The following is an 18,892-nucleotide window of genomic DNA, read 5'->3' on the forward strand; positions in this document are numbered from 1 at the left end:
ACAGGCCCTCCGGGCCGGTGATGTCCTCACCCCGACCCCGAGCCGCCTTCACCAGCTGCGCGATCGCAGCCTTCTCCGCCGCGGACGCCTCGGCAACCACGACTACACCGACCCCGGGGCCGGCCTGGCTGCGTACTCCGCCGCCTTCCCCCACGTGCCGACCGACGACGACCCCCAAGGCCGGTGGTACGACCAGACGATCGGGGACATCACCGTCTTCGTGCTCGACAGCGAGGCCCCACCGCAACACCAGGTCACCCAGCAACGGTGGCTCGAGGACACGCTCACCGAGGCCGCCGCCACCGCGCCCGACACGTGGCGCCTCGTCGTCTTCCACCGCCCCGCCCACTCGTCCGGCCACCACGGCTCGCACGCCCCCATGCAGGAGGCGGCCGGCTGGGAGCTTCAGGACTGGGGCGCCGACCTGGTCCTGAACGGTCACCAGCACATCTATGAGGACGTCCTCGTCGACGGCCTGCACCACGTGACCGCCCCGACCGGGGCCCTCGGCACCGTCCGCGAGTGCCCGGCCGAGCTCGTCCCGCAGAGCCGGGTCTGCATCGAGGGCGCCGGAGCGCTGCGGCTGACCGCCACTTCACAGACCCTCCACGTCGAGCTCCACCTCGCCGACGCCCCCGACACCGCCGCCGACCGGATCACGCTGCACCGCTGAGCCGGGCACCACAGCCGTCCACACGCCACGACGGATGTGTCCCCGACCCGGCCACCGTGTGAGGATCGACGCATGACGGAGCACGCCCACGACCATGCACCCGGCCCGCTCGCCGACGCCAGCGTCCGCCGCGCCGGCCCGAACGACGCGGCGGCCGTCGGGCTGGTCCAGGAGGCGGTCTGGGCCGAGACCTACGCCCCCCGCGTCCCTGAGCACATCGCCGCCCAGTTCACCTCGGCCGGCTTCGCGAGCGTCTGGCGCCGCTCTCTCGCCAGCCCCCCGCCGGGCGTGTGGACGCTGCTCGTCGCGTGCGCCCGCGAGCAGGTCGTCGGGTATGCGGCGGTCGGCCCCTCCCAGGACCGCGACGGAGAGGCGACGACGGGTTCCCTGATGGAGATCGGCGTGCACCCGAAGGGGCGGCGCAGCGGCCACGGCTCCCGGCTGCTCAACGCCGCTGCCGACATCCTGCGCGAGGCCGGGGCGACCGACCTCACCGCGTGGCTGCCCGCCGACGCCGAGGCGACCCGGGCGTTCTTCGACCAGGCCAACCTCCACCCGGACGGCGCCTACCGCGACCGCGGCGTCGCCGAGGACGTCACGGTGCGCGAGATCAGGGTCGCCGCCAGCCTGGAGCCGCCCTCGGATCCCAGCCGGCCCTGACGGCATGAGGGGCGCCGGCGAGGATCGACCCCTGACAATCCCCGTCGATCCCCGCCCGAATCCCTATCCGGTCGCCGGGATTGTCAGGGACGCTCCCCGACGCGAGCTCGGTCAGAGCGCGGACAGACTGATCTCAACGCGCCACCCGGGCGACGATCGGAAGTCCGAAAGGGCCTCCCAACGAGAGAGGAAAGACCCTTATGGCGAACGGCAACGACAACAGCCTCGGCACCCAGGTCATCGTCGATGACACCTTGAACACCGACAACTCGGTCAACACCGAGACCGATGTCGAGCTCGAGGTCGAGGACTCCTTCAACACCGACAACTCGACCACCACCGAGACCGATGTCGAGCTCGACGTCGAGGTCGAGGACTCCTTCAACGACAACTCCGACAACTCCGTCGACAACTCCGACAACTCCGTCGACAACTCCGTCGACAACTCGGTCGAGAACGAGGCCGACGACTCCTTCAACACCGACGTCGAGATCGAGGAGTCGTTCAACACCGACAACTCCGTCGAGAACGAGGCCGAGGACTCCTTCAACGACAACTCGGACAACTCGACCGAGAACGAGGACTCGTTCAATACGGACAACTCGGACAACTCGATCAACACGGACATCGAGGTCGAGCTGGAGGACTCGTTGAACGACAACACCGACAACTCGGTGCGCAACCAGGACTCCTTCAACATCACGAGCTCGTTCAACACCCAGACGCTGAACGACCACTCCACCACGGTCGGCATCCGTCAGTACCAGGCCGGCTTCGGAGGCGACTTCAACTTCGGTCTCGGTGGCGGTGCCATGGCCGCAGGCGGCGGCTGGGGCAAGCACGGCGCCTCTGGTGCTGACATGGAGGTCGACCTCGACAACCGCGTCATGCAGCTGGACCAGTCGGTGAACCAGGCCATCAGCACCGAAGGTGGCCCCGGCGGTGGCAACGTCGGCCAGGTGTTCGGCCAGAACGCGACGGTCAGCTTCGGTGACGGCTCCAACGCCGCCGGACGCGACGTGAACATCGACAACTCGGAGCTCGACCTCGAGGTCGGGGACATCAACATCGGCAACACCGACATCTCGACGAGGATCAACGACTCCTTCAACGACTACTCCACCGAGATGGACATGGAGTGGGACCTCGAGATCGAGGACTCCTTCAACGACCAGTCCACGAACACCGAGGTGGAGGTGGAGGTCGACGACTCGTTCACCAGTGAGGTGGATGCGGCGTTCGACAACTCGCTCGAGTGGGAGAACAGCGGCAACATCTTCAGCCCGGGCGCCGCCACCACCGGCGGAGAGGCCGAGACGGAGTTCGACTTCTGATCATCACGCGCTGACATCCGGTGCCCGATCGCCCTCGCGGCGATCGGGCACTAGGTGTTTAACTCGCAGGGGACGACGACCGATGGGGAGTACATGATGGGCAAGACGGCCGAAGGCACACGCAGCGACAGTGCCCTCACCCGTCGGCAGCGGCGTGAGCTCGACGGGTCCGGCGCCGCTGGCCCGGCCGAGGATCTGCTGAGACTGGCCGACGACCTGGCCGCGATGGCACAGGACACCAAGCGCGACGACCTCGTCCAACGCCTCGGGACCGCCGTCGAGCGGCTGCGCAGTCCGAACACCCGGGTGGTCGTCGTGGGGGAGTTCAAGCAGGGCAAGAGCAAGCTCATCAACGCGTTGGTCAACGCGCCGGTCTGCCCGATCGACGACGACATCGCCACGAGCGTGCCGACCATCGTCGGCTTCGGCCCTCGTCCGGCCGCGTCCATCGTCGCTCGCTCGGGAGACGAGATCGAGCGACACGAGATTCCCATCGATGAGCTGGCCCAGTACGTCTCCGAGTCGGGCAACCCGGGCAACTCGCGCCACCTTCTGGCGGGGGAGGCGCAGCTGCCCCGCGCGATTCTGCAGGGCGGACTCCAGCTGGTGGACACCCCCGGTGTCGGGGGAACGGAGTCCCAGAGCGCGTTGACGACGCTGTCGAGCCTGTCGACCGCGAGCGCAGTGATCATGGTCTCGGATGCCTCGCAGGAGTTCACCGAGCCGGAGGTGCAGCTGCTGCGCCATGCCATGCGCGTCTCGCCCAACGTGGCCACCGTCCTCGCCAAGACCGACCTCTACTCGCAGTGGCAAGACGTGCAGGACATCGACCGCCGCCACCTCCGTGAGATCGGCGAGGTGCCGCTCTTCGCCGTGTCCAGCAACCTGCGTCTGCGGGCCGCGCAGGAGCAGGATCGCGAGCTCAACGACGAGTCCGGGTTCCCGGCCCTGGTGGCGCACCTGCGCAGGGAGATCGTCGGGAGGGCCGAGCTGATAGCGGTGCGAAGTGCCGTCCACGATCTCGGCTTCGTCGTCGCCCAGATGGAGCTCGCCGCACGAAGTGAGCTGAGCGCCCTCCTCAACCCGGAGGACAGTGCCCGCCTGCTCGCGGAGCTGGATCGCGCCAAGGCGCGGTCGGAGGAGTTCAAGAGCCGCTCGTCGAAGTGGAACGTCCGCCTCGGCGACGGCATCACCGACCTCATCGCCGATATGGAGCACGACCTGCGGGATCGTCTTCGAAGAGTGCAGCGGGAAGCGGAGCAGGCCATCGACGAGGGAGACCCGGGACCCATCTGGGACCAGATCTCTCAGTGGCTGGACGAGCGGATCGCCAGCGCGGTCTCGGAGACGTTCATCTGGACCGAGGAACGGTCCCACTGGCTCGTCGAGGAGGTCGCCGAACTGTTCCTCGCCGAGGAGGTCGAGATTCCGCTGATCGCCGTCGGGAACACCGACGGTGTCCTCGACCAGGTGCAGCGGCTTCCCGGGTTTGAGCCGGGGCACCTCTCCGCCGGAGAGAAGATCTACATCGGCGTCCGCGGCTCGTACGGCGGCGTGCTGATGGCGGGCCTGGCCACCGGTCTGATCGGCCTGTCCCTGATCAATCCCCTGTCGCTCCTCGCCGGCGTGCTCGTCGGTCGGCGGGCCTACCGCGAGGACGCCGCCAACCGACTCAACCGTCGGCGCTTCGAGGCCAAGAACATCGTGCGCCGGCACGTCGACGAGGTGACCTTCCAGGTCGCCAAGGTGCTGCGCGATCGTCTCAGGGTCGTCCAGCGGACCGGACGTGACCATTTCGGGGCCATCGCGGACGAGATGCACCGCTCCCTCGCGGAGGCCACGCTCGCGGCCAAACAGGGGGCCGGTGCGCGGCAGGAGGACGACAAGAAGCGCATTGCGTGGTTACGCGGCCACATCCAGCAGCTCGAACGAGTCAAGGCCGAGCTTCCCGCCCTCCCGCCGGCGACCGCCAAGGATGTCGTCGTCCGATGAGTGTGCCCGTCGAGGTCGCCGTGCGCGACCTCCTGGACACCGCCCGCGCGCTCTACGGGGGCGATGCTCCTGCGCAGCTGGACGATCTGGAGCGTCGTCTCGCAGAGCCGCTGCGGTTGGCGATCGCGGGCATCGTCAAGGCGGGCAAGTCCACGCTGCTGAACGCGATCGTGGGTGAGCGTGTCGCGGCAACGGACGCCGGCGAATGCACTCGCCTCGTCACGTGGTACCGGCATGCCACCACCCGGTCGGTCAGCGTCGTCGCGCGAGACGGCACCTCCACCAGGCTCCCGATCCACCGGGCCGCAGCGGGGCACTTCGCCTTCGATCTGAACCTCCCGGTCGACGACGTCGATCGGGTCGAGGTCGGCTGGCCGGCCCCCGCGTTGAAGAGGGTGGTGCTGATCGACACCCCGGGGATCGCCTCGCTCTCGCCGGGGACGACCGCACGCGCCACCGGGTTCCTCGCCCCGGACGAGGCTGCGCCGGCTGCCGACGCCATCATCTACCTCCTTCGTCGGCTGCACCCGGCGGACATGCGGTTCCTCGCGGCCTTTCGGGACACGGCCGCAGGATCCTCGAGGACGGTCAATGCCATCGCCGTGCTCTCGCGAGCGGACGAGATCGGCTCGGGACGGATCGACTCCCTCCTGTCGGCGAGCAAGGTCGCCCGCCGCTACGAGCTGGACGAGCACCTGCGAGCGCTGGCCCTCGGCGTCTTCCCGGTGGCGGGGCTGCTCGCCGAGGGTGCTCGAACCATGCGGCAGAACGAGTTCGAGGGGCTGCGCGAGCTCGCCGGCCTGGCCCGGGAGGACCGGGAGGCCCTGCTCGTCTCGGCCGACCGCTTCGTCCGGCTGACGGGTATCACGACCCTGGGAACGGACGAGCGCCGAGCCCTGATGTCCCGGTTCGGCATCTTCGGGGTCCGCCTTGCCGCATCGCTGATCAGGGCGGGAGTGCCGGACGCGCCCGCCCTGACGTCGGAGATGACACGTCAGAGCGGCCTGGACGATCTCGTCGAGTTCGTCGACGGCCAGTTCATCGGCCGAACGGTCGCGCTCAAGGCCCACGGCATCCTGGAAGTCCTCAGAGTCCTGCTCGACCAGCACCCGGTGGACGGCGCCTCCGAGCTGGAGGAGGGGATCGAGCGAGTCTCCCTACGACTGAGCGACGTGGACGAGCTGACCCTGCTGTCCCGGGCCCGGATCGAGGGACTCGGTCTCGGTGCTCGTGAGGATGAGGCGATCAGGATCGTCGGCGGCCACGGAGTGGCGGTGCACGACCGTCTCGGCATGGACGCCGGCGCCGAGCCCATCCGGCTGCGTCAGCGCCTGGTCGAGCGACTCGACGGATGGCGGGCCGCTTCACACGACCCGGCGAACGACCGGCGAGCGGTCGAGGCCCATGAGGTGGTGATCAGAACCCTCGAGGAGCTGCACGAGGGCTTACGTGCGCGAGGGGAGGAATCTCGCTCCGTGACGAGCCCGGCTGGCGGCTCAGAGCTCGGTCCCGCTGACACTGACGATCGTGCCGCGGCGGATGTCATGCTGTCGCGCGGTCCACGCGATGGCGCCGGGGAAGACGCTCATGAGCATGGCGAGCAGAGCCAGGCCCACCTGCGCGGTCATCAACTGCCGTAGCGAGGCTCCCTGGTCGCCGCGCGCCACCATCTCGGCGATGACGAGGAACAACAGGAACTGGACCGCCACGGTTCCGAACTGCCACCACCTGGTGCTCTTGCGGCGGTTCATGAACGACACCAGGAGGGTGATCTGGACGAGAAGCAGCGTCACCATAATCCCGAACGCCGACCAGTAGACGATCTCAGCGGCGGAGGTGTAGGTCTCCTCGGCCCGCGTGGCGTTGACCTCCCTGACCGCGTCGGCGATCTGCGGGAGCTGCTCTTTCCGAATGGCGACGAGGAAGCCGACGGCCACCGTGCCCGCGAGGAAGCTCAGCACCCACAGGAACTGCGCCAGGCGCACCGAGAACGGCGGCGGCTGCTTGATCACGACCGGGGGCTGGTTGGGGCTCTCCAACGACGGACGCGCAGGACGTTCCGAGGGCTGCTCCACGGCTGGCTCTTCCTTCGATGTCTGTCGCGCGACGATCCCATGGGTCGCCGGATCCGGGGATCCGGGCTCGATGCTACGGCTGGTCGTCGAACTCTGCATCGAGCGGCTGCTCCTCGATCAGCGCCTCGTCGGTGTACTCCGGACTGTCCGAGATCGAGTCGATCGTGTCCAGCGAACTGTCTGGTGTCGTCTCGGCGGCGTAGTCGGCGACCTCCTGCACGGGCTCTGCGGCGGCGGCAGCCGATTCCTCGACCTGCGGCGTCGAAGCAGGAGCATTCACGACCGTCGACCCGTCGATGGTCGTCTCGGTCGACTCGTTGAAGGAGTCCTCCACGCTCACGTCCTGCTCCACCGTGCTCGACTGGTCGTTTGCGGAGTCCTCGACGTCGGCCTCGAGATCGAGCTCGACATCGACCGACTCGTCGTTGAAGGAGTCCTCGATCTCCACGTCGGTGTCCGTGTTGCCGATCGAGATGTCACCAGCCTCGATGTCCGTCGTCGAGTTGTCGATGTCGACGTTCTCCCCGCCCGCGACGGACTCGTCTCCCGCGGCCACTACGGCGTCCTGGTCGAAGAGCTGGGTGACGTCACCCTCGGCCCAGATCGACTGGTTGACCGACTGGTCGAGGATGGTGGCCCTGTTGTCGAAGGAGAAGTTGTTCACGATGTTCGCGATCTCCCGGATCAGCTCGTGCTTGGGCTCCTCCGGGTGCGGGGGGCGGAAGACGATCGTCGGCGGGGTGTTGACCGTAACATCCGGCGGAGAGACGGAGATGACCTCCGGCCGGTCGATCACCACTGGCGCGACACTGCGGACGTCGGCCGCGCAGATGTCGCCCAGCCCCGCCGCCTCGAAAGCACCCTCGGGGTCCTCGGCGAACTCAGCAGCCGCTTCCGGATCCCCCAGGAGACCCAGGATGAACTCGATCAGTGCATCGGCGATCGTCGCCATCGGCGTCGTCATATCCGTCTCTCCTGCTCAGGCGCGTGTGGGCCATCGTGTCTGTGATCGTATGGGAATGGTTTCAGTCTAGGAGCCGCGTTCGGTGCGTACATCGGGGTTTTCACCTATACCCGCACCGCTCGGTTAGGGGATTCGCGCGCGAAATCCTGGGTCGCGCCGAGCGCGAGTCGCAGCTTCGCGATGAGGTCGGACCGCGAGCCGGCCTCGAGTCGGCGGCGCATATGCGCCACATGGTGCTCGACGGTGCGCGGAGAGATGAAGATCGCCTCACCGATCTCGACGTACGTCTTGCCCTTGAGGATGAGTCGGGCGACCTCACGCTCACGCTCGCTGAGCTCGGACTCCGCGCCGACGGCGGCGACACCGGCGGTCTCCGGCTGGGTCACCGCGGCTGAGGTGCTCTCCTTGGGGTGGAGGTCGCGGGCGCAGGACAGCAGCCTGGCTGAGACCCGCCGATCCGTGGACCGGCGCGCGCCGTGTGCGGCGAGGCGGCCGCCGTCCCACGCCAGTCCCGCGGAGCCGAGAGCGCGGGCTGCGTCCTCGACCGCGTCGGGGTCGACCTTGCCGGCGAGGACCTGGACCCACACGCCACCCGCGCTGGCCATCGTGGCGGCCAGCGGGCTCCGGTCGGCGGCGCCGACGAGCGCCTTGGCGAACGGGGCCAGCGCATCCGGGGTGTTGAGCAGGATCCCCTGCTGGACGCCGGCCCACCAGAGGTGAGTCGACCACAGCGGCGGTGACCCGAGGCGGTCCAGCAGGTCGAGGCCGAGCTGCAGATGGGCTGCGAGCGTGGTCGAGTCCCCGAGACGTGCTGCTGCCCCCACCAACGTCGCGAGCGGAAAGATCGTGTAGAGGTCCACGTCCGGGTGCGCCACAGCCCCACGGACGTCGGCCCAGGACGCCTGCAGCGCCGCCAGATCCCCGAAGCGTCGAGCGAGGGTGACCTCGAGGATGTGCCCGAGCCGGGCGTCCCGGGCGCCGACCGGCGCGGACTCCTGCTGCGCCAGGGTGTATGCCCGCCGCGCGGCGTCCGGCCGTTCCGCCTGGATCGCCACCAGGCCCTGCCAGAGCAACAGCCTGCGACGCGCCCACTGCCGGCCCTGCCCGCCCGTGACCGCGTCGTCGAGGACCTGGCGAGCCGTGGCCAGGTCACCCGAGCCCAGCGCGACCGACGCGGCAATCACGGCGGGGAGCTCCGGTGTGGGACAGGCCGTCCCCGATGCGGTGTAGAGCTCCGAGGCCCGCACCAGATCGCTGAGCGCGGTCGGCGAGGGGGTGCGACCGAGGGACGAGCGCAGGCCCCGGTGGAGGAGATACAGGGCGACGTCGAGCTGCGAGCTCACACCCTGGTCGTCCGGCAGCACGACGGGAGCGCGGTGGGGCTCGAGATGGCCGCTGCCGATGTGTGCGATCTCCGCTCGGACGGCCGTCGCGCCCTCGTACGTGCGTGATCCGTAGACACGGGCAGCCATCGCCATCAGGTCTCGGGCCGCCAGCACGGACGCGGCCAGGTCGGCCAGCCCGGCGTCCGCAGGGGAGCTGGCCTTCGTGATCGCCTCATCCACGAGGAGGCCCGTCCGGTCGAGGTCACCGGCCGCCCAGGCCGCGCGAGCCCGGCGCTGCGCCAGATCCGAGGACCTCGTCCCCGCCCTGAGCGCGACGCGGTACAGCCGGTCCGCATGGTCGGGTCTGTCGTCCCGGAGCTCGTCAGCACGAACGGCGATGGCATCGCCCACACGAGGGTCCCGCACACCGTCGAGCAGGAGCTCGATGGAGTCGTCGTCCTCCAGACAGCCTCTGGTGATCTCTTCGGCCAGACTTGTGGAGTCCGTGCTGCCCCACCGGTGCGTGACCGACGACCGCATTGCCGTGCGCACGGCGGGCACCATGCGGCCGTTGCGGAAGAGCAGACCCTCGGCATGGCCCAGGAGCACCAGCTCGTCCAGGGCCTCTGCGTGCCCGTCCGGGGGGCGGCCGGGGTCGGTGCCCAGACTGAGCTGCTCGATGAACCGCCGAAGCGGCGCGTCGAGTGTCGCGACACGCTGCAGCACCTGGTTCTGCAGGTCCCGCCGGAGCGCGAGATGGTCTGTCCTGCCCCGGCACTCTGCGACATGGTCGTGGGAGAGGGCGAAGGTGACCAGCCATGCCGCCCCGCCCGTCAGGTCGAGGATGTCCTCGATACATGCGCACGACGCGGGCCGACCTTGCGCACGAAGGTGTGCGTCGACCTCTGTGGCAGAGACCTCACCGAGGATGATCGGAGGAGAGCTTCGCTGGAGCAGGCGTTCGATGGTCCTCACGTGTTCACCCACCGGCCCGGGGCGCAGTGCGACGACGAGACCGGCTCCCGGGGTATGCGCCCGCTCGGTGATCGGCGCGGCGCCCTCCTCGTCGATGAGATGGAGGTCGTCGACGATGAGAACCGCCTCGGCCGGGATGGCGGCGATGTCAACCTCGGCACCGAAGGTGTGCGTCTCGACCCCCCGGTCGTCGAGCCCGTCACGGACGAACTCCAGCGCCGCGGTCTTCCCCGACCCGGCGGGGCCGATGACCTGCGCTCGGGTGGGTCTCGACGACGTGAGGATCCGCTCGATCTGAGCGTCCGCCAGGTGGGCTCCCGTGAGGAGTGGTTGGACTGTCATGTCTCACCCTCCCCGCGGTGGTTCGACGACGGAATCAGCGTGCCCACCGAGTCCGAACACGCCGACCGAGTCCGACGTGAACGCCCACGCGAGGTACACGGCGCAGACGACGATGAGAGAGGCGACGACGAGCCGCCACGCGTACGTGGCGAGTCGTGCCCGTTCGGGAGGGATGAAGGGGATCAGGGCCGCTACCTGATCATTCGGGCGCAGCGGTTCGTCGCGGGACGATCCCGAGTCCGGCTCTGCTGCCAGGTCGCCCGTGCTCTTCCGCAGCGCCATGCGAGCGGCGCCCATCGCGACGACGGCGCCCGGGTCCGGTTCGGCCAGGGCGGAGACGCCAAGCGCTGTGGACAGCCGCTCGGTCACCAGCGGGATCCGTGCGGATCCGCCCGCCAGGACGACTCCCGAGAGGTCTTCGGCAGTCACGCCGCCGTCGGTCAACGTCTGCCGGACCGCGCAGACTGTCTGGTCCAGCAGTTCGCCGATCAGGGACTCGAACTCGTCACGGGTGAGTCGGACCGTCGACGGGCCGGGCGTGAACTGCAGGGCCAGGACGGCATCGGTGTCCGTCGAGAGCGCCTCCTTGGCCGCGACGGACGCCGACCTGAGCTCTGCGGATGGGGCGCGCACAGGGCTTCGTGCCGTCGCGCGGTCGGACAGGAGACTGCCGACGAGGGCGTCATCGACGTCGAGCCCCCCGAGCGGAGCGGTGCCGAACGCCTCGGGCAGAACCGTCCAGCCGTCCTCATGCCTGCGGACGATGGCCGTGGCGAGGCTCGTGTGGCCGAGGTCGCACGTCGCCCACAGCTCCCCCGCCTGCGCCTCGTCGACAGCTCCCCACGCCGCCGCCTCCGCCTCGGGAGTCAGGTCGACGGGGACACGGCAGTGCTCCTCGACAGCCTGACGGACACCCTCGCGACGGTGCGCTCCCCAGTGCACCGGGTGGGTCAGCACGACGCCGACGGGAGGCACGCCCTCGATCTCCGTCACTGCACCGACGACCCAGGCGACGAGCTGCGCGTAGGCCTCCTCGGCGAAGACCCGGTGGCCGGCGACGAGGAACGGGATCCCGGTGCCGATGCGGCGCCGCAGATCGCCGACGATCGCCTCCGGCTGCTCCCGCGCCCATGCCGATGCGATGGCCCCGAACTCGAGATCCCCCTCGCGGGACACCCACATCGACGCCGACATGTCGTCGCCCGTGGTCGAGAGCACGCAGGGCTCCACGCGTTCGTTGCGCGAGGACGTATATCGTGCGGTGGCGGCATGGACGCGGCTGGCGCCGACATCCACGCCGAGGTGATAGCTGTTGGTCACCGGACTCCCTGAAGTCACTCTGACTGGTGGACGGACGTCCGGCGCCGGGTAAGGCACCACTCGTCCCCCCGTCCTTGGTTCCTCACGCTACCGGCGATTCAGCGACGAGGACGGGAATCAAGGATCTACTCGTCAGTAGCCGGAGATCCATGGCCGTTCGGTCGATGAGAGGGTGTCGCTCTGGGGGCCGCGAGGTAAACGTATGGGAACCGGCGGCCCTCCCCTCGGACGCGTCGAGGTGCCATTGGTGTCAGGCCACGACGGGCGTCATACACTGAGTGCCGTTTGGTGACGACGATCGGCGGCCGGAGGGGCGATGAGTGAGGCCGCACCGACCGGCGAGCTGACCCCCGAGCGCCGCCGGGCCGTCCGGCGCCAGTCGTGGTCGGTCGGGCTCGCGACGGGGCTGTACGACGTCAGCTTCGGCGCCCTCTCCGTCGCCGCGGGCCTGACCATCTGGCAGACGCAGGCGCTCTCGGCGCCGATGTTCACCGGCGGCAGCCAGTTCGCGCTGGTCGGGATCATCCGCACCGGCGGCCTCGCGGCGGCACCGGCGGCGATCGCCACCGCGACGATGCTGAGCATCCGAAACGGTCTGTATGCGCTGAGCACCCGCCGCTTCCTGCTCACCGGGGCCGCGCATACACCTGTCGTTCGAAAGGCAGTCGTGCGGACGGCGGCCGCCGCCCACCTGACGATCGACGAGTCCAGCGCCGTCGGCCTGGCCCAGCCGGAGCCGAAGGCAGCGCGGCTCGGCTTCTGGCACACCGGTCTCGCGGTGTTCCTGTTCTGGAACCTCATGACGCTCGTCGGTGCGCTGGCGGGCTCGGTGATCGGCGACCCGGCGACCTACGGGCTGGACGGGGCGGCGGTCGCGGCGTTCCTCGCCCTGCTGTGGCCGAGGTTGCAGGCGAGTGACGCCCGGGTCACGGCCGCGGTCGCGACGGTGCTGGCCCTCGTCGCGGTGCCGTTCGTCCCGGCCGGCGTCCCGGTGCTCATCGCGGCATCGGCCGCCGTCGTCATCGGCCTGCGCGGCGGTCGGCCGGGCGCGACCGCTCCCCCACCGGACCCGGCGACGGACGGGGACGTCATCCCATGACGCTGACCACCGCTGTCCTGATCGCCTGCGCGCTCGCCTTCGCAACCAAGGCGATCGGCTATGCCATCCCGCCGCGGCTCGTCGAGGGCGAGCGGACGATGCGGGTCTCGACGCTGCTCCCGGCAGCCCTCCTCGCCGGCCTGATCGTGGTGCAGACGGCCGCCGACGGCCCGGCGCTCGTCCTCGACGCCCGGGTCGGCGCGCTCGTCGTCGCGGCGCTGCTGCTGTGGCGGGGAGCCGGCTTCATCACCGTGGTCATCGCCGGAGCCGTCACAGCAGGGCTCCTGCGTCTCATCGGTATCGGCTGAACCATCGGTCACAGCGCGTACAAGGACAGTGCAGGCTCTGCGTGGAAACCCGCAGGTCAGAGCGCGATTCCTGACCGTTGTGACCCTTGTCACGGCGTCCCGGCAGTGGGACTCTGTGAGACGGCACCCATCCGGGCGACCACTCCTTGTCAATGAAGAGAAGGGGGACTCCCCTGTGAACAGTCCCAACTCGGTGGCTCGGCGGGTGCGCCGAGCCCTCGTGCCGCTGCTCGGCTCGACCGCCCTCGTCGCGACCATGGTCGCGGCGCCCACGGCGACGGCCGACGAGCACTGGAAGGTCGTCGCGAGCGGCCTCGACAACCCGCGTCACCTGTCCGTCGGGCCCAAGGGCGACCTCTTCGTCGCCGAGGCCGGCCGCGGCGGCGGCGGCCCGTGCATCGACAGCCCGGAAGGCGGCGACTCGTGTTTCGGCAGGACCGGCGCCATCACGCGGGTCAGCCTCGACAAGGGCAAGGGCAAGAAGAAGGGCAAGCAGGAGCGTGTCCTGTCCAAGCTCCCGTCGCACGCGGTCGAGGGCGGCGCGCAGGCGATCGGCCCGCACGACGTCATCGTCGAGGGCTCGAAGAAGCTCGTCTTCACGGTCGGCCTCGGCGCCAACCCCGACGTCCGGACGCTCCCGGGGAACAAGCCGTTCAAGGACATGGGGACGCTGCGCTCGGCCACCATCGGCTCCAAGCGCACCACCCTCATCGCCGACATCGCCAAGCACGAGGCGCGCAAGAACCCGATCCACGACCCGGACAGCAACCCCGTCGGCTTCATCCGGCACGGGTCTGACTATGTGGTCGCGGACGCCGGCGGCAACACCCTGGTCGAGGTGTCGAAGAGGGGCCGCACGAAGACGCTCGCCGTGTTCGAGGACCAGCTTGCGTTTGCGCCACCCTTCCTCGGGCTCCCGCCTGGGACGCAGATCCCGTCCCAGGCCGTGCCGACCTCGGTCGTCAAGGGCCCGGGCGGCGCGCTGTACGTCAGCCAGCTCACCGGCTTCCCCTTCGAGAAGGGTCTGGCGAAGGTCTACAAGGTCGACCGCCAGGGCGCCATCAGCGTCTACGCCAGCGGTCTGACCAACGTCACCGACCTGGCCTTCGGCCCGGGCAACGTGCTCTACGCCGTGCAGCTCGTGACCGAGGGTCTGCTGACTGCGGAGACGACGGGACCGTTGGGGTCGGTCGTCGCGATTCCGAAGGGCGGCGGCGACTCCCACGCCGTCGTCGCCGCGAACCTGTTCGCGCCGTACGGCATCGCGATCAACGGCAAGACCGCCTACGTCACCACGGGCAGCGTCGCCCCCGGCGCCGGTCAGGTGGTCGCCATCCCGCTTCGCTGAGCAGCCAGGCGGCGCAGCCCAGGCCCGGGTTTGCGCTGGTCCAGTGAACACAGACGTGGCCGGTGCCGTTGCAGGACGGCACCGGTCACGGCAACGTCGGTCGCTCCAGCTCGAGCAACCGCGAGAGGTGCTCGCCGTAGCCGGACTTCGCATACCGCTCGGCCGTCTCCGCCAGCTGCGCGTCGGACAGGAACCCCATCCGCCAGGCCGCCTCCTCGGGCGAACCGATCTGCAGTCCCTGCCGCGCCTGGATCGTGCGCACATAGTTGCTCGCGTCGTTGAGCGAGTCGAAGGTCCCGGTGTCCAGCCACGCCGTCCCGCGCGGGAGCTTCTCCACCCACAGCCGCCCGCGGTCCAGATAATGCCGGTTGACGTCGGTGATCTCGTACTCGCCTCGCGCCGACGGGGCGAGCCCACGGGCGATCTCGACGACCTCTTCGTCGTAGAAGTACAGACCCGGCACGGCCCAGTGCGACCTCGGCTGCTCGGGCTTCTCCTCGATCGACAGCGCTCGCCCGTCGTCGGCCACCTCGACGACGCCATAGGGCCCGCGGGTCGGCGACCTGGTACCCGAAGATCAGCGCCCCGTCGACGGACTCGGCCCTCTCGCGCAGCCGGTAGCCCAGTCCGGGCCCGGAGAAGACGTTGTCCCCCAGGACCAGACACGACGGTCCGCCTTCGACGAACTCCGCGCCGATCGTGAACGCCTGGGCGAGCCCACCGGGACCAATTCACCAGGGTGATGACGCTGGCAGCCATGTCAGGCGCGGCACGACGTCAGGTCGCTCCCGAGGCTGAGCTCGAAGCGGCACGGATGTCGCGGATTCACTTCCCCACGGGTGGCCACCGATTCCGTCCGACCCTGGAAGACGTCCTTCAGATGATCGAGGAGGAGTTCGGCGCGAAACCCGGCCCAACATGGCGAGAGGTCCTTCGGACGAACAGGGTGCAGTGGCGACGCCAGCAAACCGGGTCTGCAGTGCGGGACTGCCCGAGCGAGGCGGTTCGGGTCTTGGAGCAGCTTGGGTACGCCATCTCGGAGCCCTTCGACGGGCCCGCACCCGATCGGGAAGATCGCCTAGCAGCCTTCTAGGCGAGTCGAGGTTGCGTCTCGATGCCTGGTTGCTTCCGCCAGAAGCTATAACACTAGCTGGTGGACACGCCCGAGGTGCATAATGTCGGCTAATTCATGGAATCAGCGGCACTTCTTACAGTTTTGAGTGCATCTCGACATTTGTGTCGAGATGCACCGGAAACTGCACGACTGCGTGCGGGCCACTTTGCACGATCGACTCCCTCCGCCCGAGTGGTGCAAGATCCAAGACGGTGCATCCAAAGCGGGAGGGACGATCGTCGCCGACCACTCATCGAACTGAAGTCATGATGTGCCCGCCACGCGGCGAATCTCGCCGAGTGCTGGCGGCCGCCAATCCAGCCAGGTCCCCGGTGACTTCAGACGACGTGTCCAGGGGCACCGCTGTAGCCGCGGAGGACGCGGTCCCGGTTATCCGCGATCTCGTCAGCAATCTTGCGTATGGAGCGCTCCAGCCACCGCTCCGCAGCCGAGCCCTCGCTGTAGTCGGCCTCGGCGATGCTGTTCACCCGACCCTGCTCCTGCAGCACGGCAGCGTTCTCGAAGTTCTTTGCGCCGGGAGCGTAGACACCAAATGTCTTGCCACCCATCCGATTCACGACTGAGAAGCTGGGGATATCGCTGGGCCCGTCCGCAATGTAGATCATGTTGCGGATCGGGACTCGTCGCTGGTCCTCTGGGATCAGCGAGTTGACCGTCAGGGCGCCATCATCTTGAACGTTGACGCCCTTGTTGATCTCAAAGATCGCACGTGTCTTGCTCGTGTTGTCGACGGTGTAGCCCACCTGAGTGACCACGGGACTGCCTGGCGTCGGCAACTGTTCGAGGAACCCCGGTGGAGGAGCTGCTGGAAGCAACTCACACGCCCATACGCCGTCTACGTGTGAATGGACGGCGGAGCCGCGGATCATCGCTCTTAAGCCAGTCGAGACGATGTAGTGCTCGACCTTGATGTCGTGCTTCGCGTAGCGCGGCTCCTCGGTCACGAGCCGACGGGTCCGGTCGAAGAAGTCAGGGATACCGGGTGCGAGCTGGATCGCTGCGCCGAGCTCTGCGAGCCGCTCGTTGGTCAAGTTCGGAATGCGCCCCGCCCGGACATAAGTCAGTAGGTGGTTTAGGTAGATCGTGTCGGCGGACACCTCGCAGTTTTGGCCGCGATAGTACTCGGCAAGCGAGTTGACCTCGTTCCAGAAGGTCGCGTCATCGATGCCGTACGCGGCGAAGAGCGGCACCTGCATGTAGCCGTGCGTCAGAGTCTTGTCGAAGTCCCAGACCAGGGCGATGACGTTCTGGGTGTAGATCGCCGGCGGCACTAGGCACGCTCCACTCCACCGAATGCAATCGAACCGTCCCCCTGGTTCCACCAGGGCTGCAACTCACAGCTCGCGTCCCGCAGCGCTTCATGCGCGCGCCCCATAGCTGCCAAGGGCACCACGGCACATAGACGCCATGAATCCGCAAGCGGCCAGTCCCTCACTGCCTGCCAGGCGCTGTCGCTCGGCCCCGCAGTGGCCAGGACCACCTCGACACGTCGCAGCGAGGGCAGTCCCACGGTCCCGACTACTGAGTCCGAGTAACCGGATGGTTTGGTTGCCACCTCGCATTTGATACCGTGCCAGTCCCATGCCGCTGCTGCGGCTGCCAGCACCGTCTCCAGTTGCCCGTCATACGAACAGTCCTGAGTGTTTGAGCTCCGAGAGCCTGTCGGCGTTGCACCTGTCTCCACAGTCACAACCTACCGAAACTGCGCGCTCCGCGGGCTCACAAGGGACCGACGCTCCTATTCCGTGTCAGGAGAACCGCTGATCTAGCCTCGGTCTTTCATGGAGGTGTGGGCGTGGGGATCGCGGCCTGATGTGAGGTGGTGAAGGTCCTCGGGCATGGCGGCTGGCCAGGCCGACGCTGCCGGGCTGCGGTCCTCGGGTGGTGGGTAGGCAGGGGCGGGGTCAGGCTCATTCAGGGATGGCGGTGATCTTGGCGAAGATGGTGACGATCGCGGCCGCGCAGGGCCAGATTGGAGGGATCTTCAGGCGTCGTCGGCGTCCGCTTCCGGTGAGCCGGGCGGGGGTGTGCAGGAACCGGTAGCGCCAGGACACGCTCAGACGTCAGTTGAGGTACCGAACCTCTCAAACCCGGCGGCAATAGCCTCCATTGATGCCTCAATCGACGATCGTTGAGTGTCCACAGTCAAGATTCGTAGGCCCGCGGAGGCCGCACGGTCAACCGACCTGTGGTAAGCGTCAAAGAACCTACGGTTCGCTTCCTTGCCACGCTGCTCCTTGAGGGAAGGGTTACCGCGGTGCTCGATGCGCGCCCAACACGTTTCGAAATCCGCAAGGCAAACAATATTTAGCGCGTCTTGTCTTTCTTTTATAAGGTGGTCCACTAGGGCCGACAAATGGTATACATTTATACCAAGATAATCGGGCCAAGCCAACAGGCTGATGATCCCTCGGTCGCATAGGACCGTGCGCCCCCGGGCAACCGCATCCCGGACCAGCCCCCATCGTTCAACTTCGAGAGCGACCCTGAGCAGGAAGTCAGACTCAGGGACCAACCTGCCTTCCGGCCTCTCAATTGCCATAGCAATGTCACTGAGTTGACTTTCTGTCTTCCGTCCAATACAAACTACTTTTTGACCACCGAGTGGACCACTCGCCGCCGCGTTCATCAGTGTCGTCTTGCCACTGCCGTCGTAGCCCTCGAAGACAAAGACACTCCGGCCGCGCGATTCTTCAGCGGACTCCATCCATCTACACTTCCTCTCCGTCAATAAAATCCTGAAGCTGGCGCCTCACGAAGGGGGCATCAATAGATAGTCTGAGTAGTTCACCGTCTTCCAAGTCAAACACTCCAGACCCGTAGGTCCCCACATCCCAACTATTTATCGCCATGTGCCCAATGACGTTAATCGAGCTGTAGTGTGCAACGACGACGATTGACCTCAACTCCGAATCTGCTGCAAACCCCAGCAACATACCCAACCCACGTCCCACTCGCAGGGCCTGCTCCGCGAGACTTTCCTCCCCAAATTTGGGCCGCACAAACCTCTCGGCATAAGACAGTTCTAGGTAACCAGGATATTGGGCGGCAATGTCCGATTCACTCAAATCCTCCATCGCTCCGGAGTGGTAAGCCGTCAACTCGTGAATGACCTCGATAGGATGGTTTGGGGCGAGGAACGCCGCCGTCTCCAGACACCTTTTCAGCGGCGAGGATACCAACACGAAGTTCTGAATCGCCTCCACATAACGTCGAGAGTGCTCAAGCTGTCGCTCAAATCCCTCAGCCAGCGGCACATCGTAGCGCCTGCCCCATATGCCAACCTCGCGCCGGGTGCTACTCGCGTGACGAACCAGAACAAGCTCAGTTGACTCCATTTTC

The 18,892-nt window shown here is 67.7% G+C and carries 14 protein-coding genes and 1 pseudogene; 8 read left to right on the top strand and 7 right to left on the bottom strand.

The annotated features are described in order from the left end of the window. The 5 genes from V9G19_RS04515 to V9G19_RS04535 all read left to right on the top strand — a co-directional run. Positions 1-673, top strand: a 673-nt coding sequence (locus V9G19_RS04515) for a metallophosphoesterase family protein (protein ID WP_462284301.1), incomplete at its 5' end; no start/stop codon positions are given. A 72-nt stretch (positions 674-745) separates the two neighbouring features. Continuing rightward, a complete protein-coding gene (locus tag V9G19_RS04520) occupies positions 746-1,333 on the top strand; it encodes an N-acetyltransferase family protein (protein WP_462284302.1) in 588 nt (195 codons plus the stop codon). Between the two features lie 200 nt (positions 1,334-1,533). Beyond that, entirely contained in the window at positions 1,534-2,667 is a 1,134-nt protein-coding gene (locus V9G19_RS04525; RefSeq protein ID WP_462284303.1) for a hypothetical protein, read from the top strand. A gap of 54 nt (positions 2,668-2,721) precedes the next feature. Then, positions 2,722-4,659 carry a dynamin family protein gene (locus tag V9G19_RS04530; protein WP_462284304.1) on the top strand — a complete coding sequence of 646 codons (1,938 nt, stop codon included), beginning with the start codon at positions 2,722-2,724 and terminating at the stop codon, positions 4,657-4,659. After that, entirely contained in the window at positions 4,656-6,299 is a 1,644-nt protein-coding gene (locus tag V9G19_RS04535; RefSeq protein WP_462284305.1) for a dynamin family protein, read from the top strand. Before V9G19_RS04530 ends, V9G19_RS04535 begins: the two co-directional genes overlap by 4 nt. A 508-nt stretch (positions 6,300-6,807) precedes the next feature. Here the strand turns inward: V9G19_RS04535 and V9G19_RS04540 are convergent. The 3 genes from V9G19_RS04540 to V9G19_RS04550 form a co-directional block, all read right to left on the bottom strand. Further along, positions 6,808-7,698: an IniB N-terminal domain-containing protein gene (locus tag V9G19_RS04540; protein WP_462284306.1), complete on the bottom strand. Its 891-nt coding sequence runs from the start codon at positions 7,696-7,698 to the stop codon at positions 6,808-6,810. 104 nt (positions 7,699-7,802) lie between these two features. Beyond that, positions 7,803-10,340 carry a helix-turn-helix transcriptional regulator gene (locus tag V9G19_RS04545; RefSeq protein WP_462284307.1) on the bottom strand — a complete coding sequence of 846 codons (2,538 nt, stop codon included), beginning with the start codon at positions 10,338-10,340 and terminating at the stop codon, positions 7,803-7,805. Positions 10,341-10,343: 3 nt separating this feature from the next. Next, complete coding sequence (locus V9G19_RS04550) at positions 10,344-11,660, bottom strand: Hsp70 family protein (RefSeq protein ID WP_462284308.1); 1,317 nt, start codon at positions 11,658-11,660, stop codon at positions 10,344-10,346. A 316-nt stretch (positions 11,661-11,976) separates the two neighbouring features. On the opposite strand from V9G19_RS04550, the gene V9G19_RS04555 reads away from it, so the two are divergent. The 3 genes from V9G19_RS04555 to V9G19_RS04565 all read left to right on the top strand — a co-directional run bounded on the left by V9G19_RS04555 (position 11,977) and on the right by V9G19_RS04565 (position 14,415). Next, a complete protein-coding gene (locus V9G19_RS04555) occupies positions 11,977-12,759 on the top strand; it encodes an AzlC family ABC transporter permease (RefSeq protein WP_462284309.1) in 783 nt (260 codons plus the stop codon). Continuing rightward, positions 12,756-13,067 carry an AzlD domain-containing protein gene (locus tag V9G19_RS04560; protein ID WP_462284310.1) on the top strand — a complete coding sequence of 104 codons (312 nt, stop codon included), beginning with the start codon at positions 12,756-12,758 and terminating at the stop codon, positions 13,065-13,067. The genes V9G19_RS04555 and V9G19_RS04560 overlap by 4 nt, the downstream gene beginning before the upstream one ends. A gap of 175 nt (positions 13,068-13,242) precedes the next feature. Beyond that, positions 13,243-14,415, top strand: coding sequence for a ScyD/ScyE family protein (locus tag V9G19_RS04565; protein WP_462284311.1), 1,173 nt, complete (start codon positions 13,243-13,245; stop codon positions 14,413-14,415). 85 nt (positions 14,416-14,500) lie between these two features. Here V9G19_RS04565 and V9G19_RS04570 read toward each other — a convergent pair. The 4 genes and pseudogenes from V9G19_RS04570 to V9G19_RS04585 form a co-directional block, all read right to left on the bottom strand. Next, positions 14,501-15,140, bottom strand: a pseudogene (locus V9G19_RS04570) (sugar nucleotidyltransferase); the annotation flags it as partial. Positions 15,141-15,867: 727 nt separating this feature from the next. Next, the gene (locus tag V9G19_RS04575; protein WP_462284312.1) at positions 15,868-16,821 is read right to left on the bottom strand and encodes a haloacid dehalogenase-like hydrolase; all 954 of its coding nucleotides are present in this window, start codon (positions 16,819-16,821) and stop codon (positions 15,868-15,870) included. A gap of 785 nt (positions 16,822-17,606) precedes the next feature. Next, entirely contained in the window at positions 17,607-18,257 is a 651-nt protein-coding gene (locus tag V9G19_RS04580; RefSeq protein ID WP_462284313.1) for a nucleoside/nucleotide kinase family protein, read from the bottom strand. A gap of 4 nt (positions 18,258-18,261) precedes the next feature. Next, positions 18,262-18,888, bottom strand: coding sequence for a histidine phosphatase family protein (locus V9G19_RS04585; RefSeq protein ID WP_462284314.1), 627 nt, complete (start codon positions 18,886-18,888; stop codon positions 18,262-18,264). Positions 18,889-18,892 lie beyond the last annotated feature (4 nt).

Origin of the sequence: Nostocoides sp. (genome assembly GCF_037045025.1) — a bacterium.
In the GTDB taxonomy this organism is placed as follows: Bacteria; Actinomycetota; Actinomycetes; order Actinomycetales; family Dermatophilaceae; genus Nostocoides_A.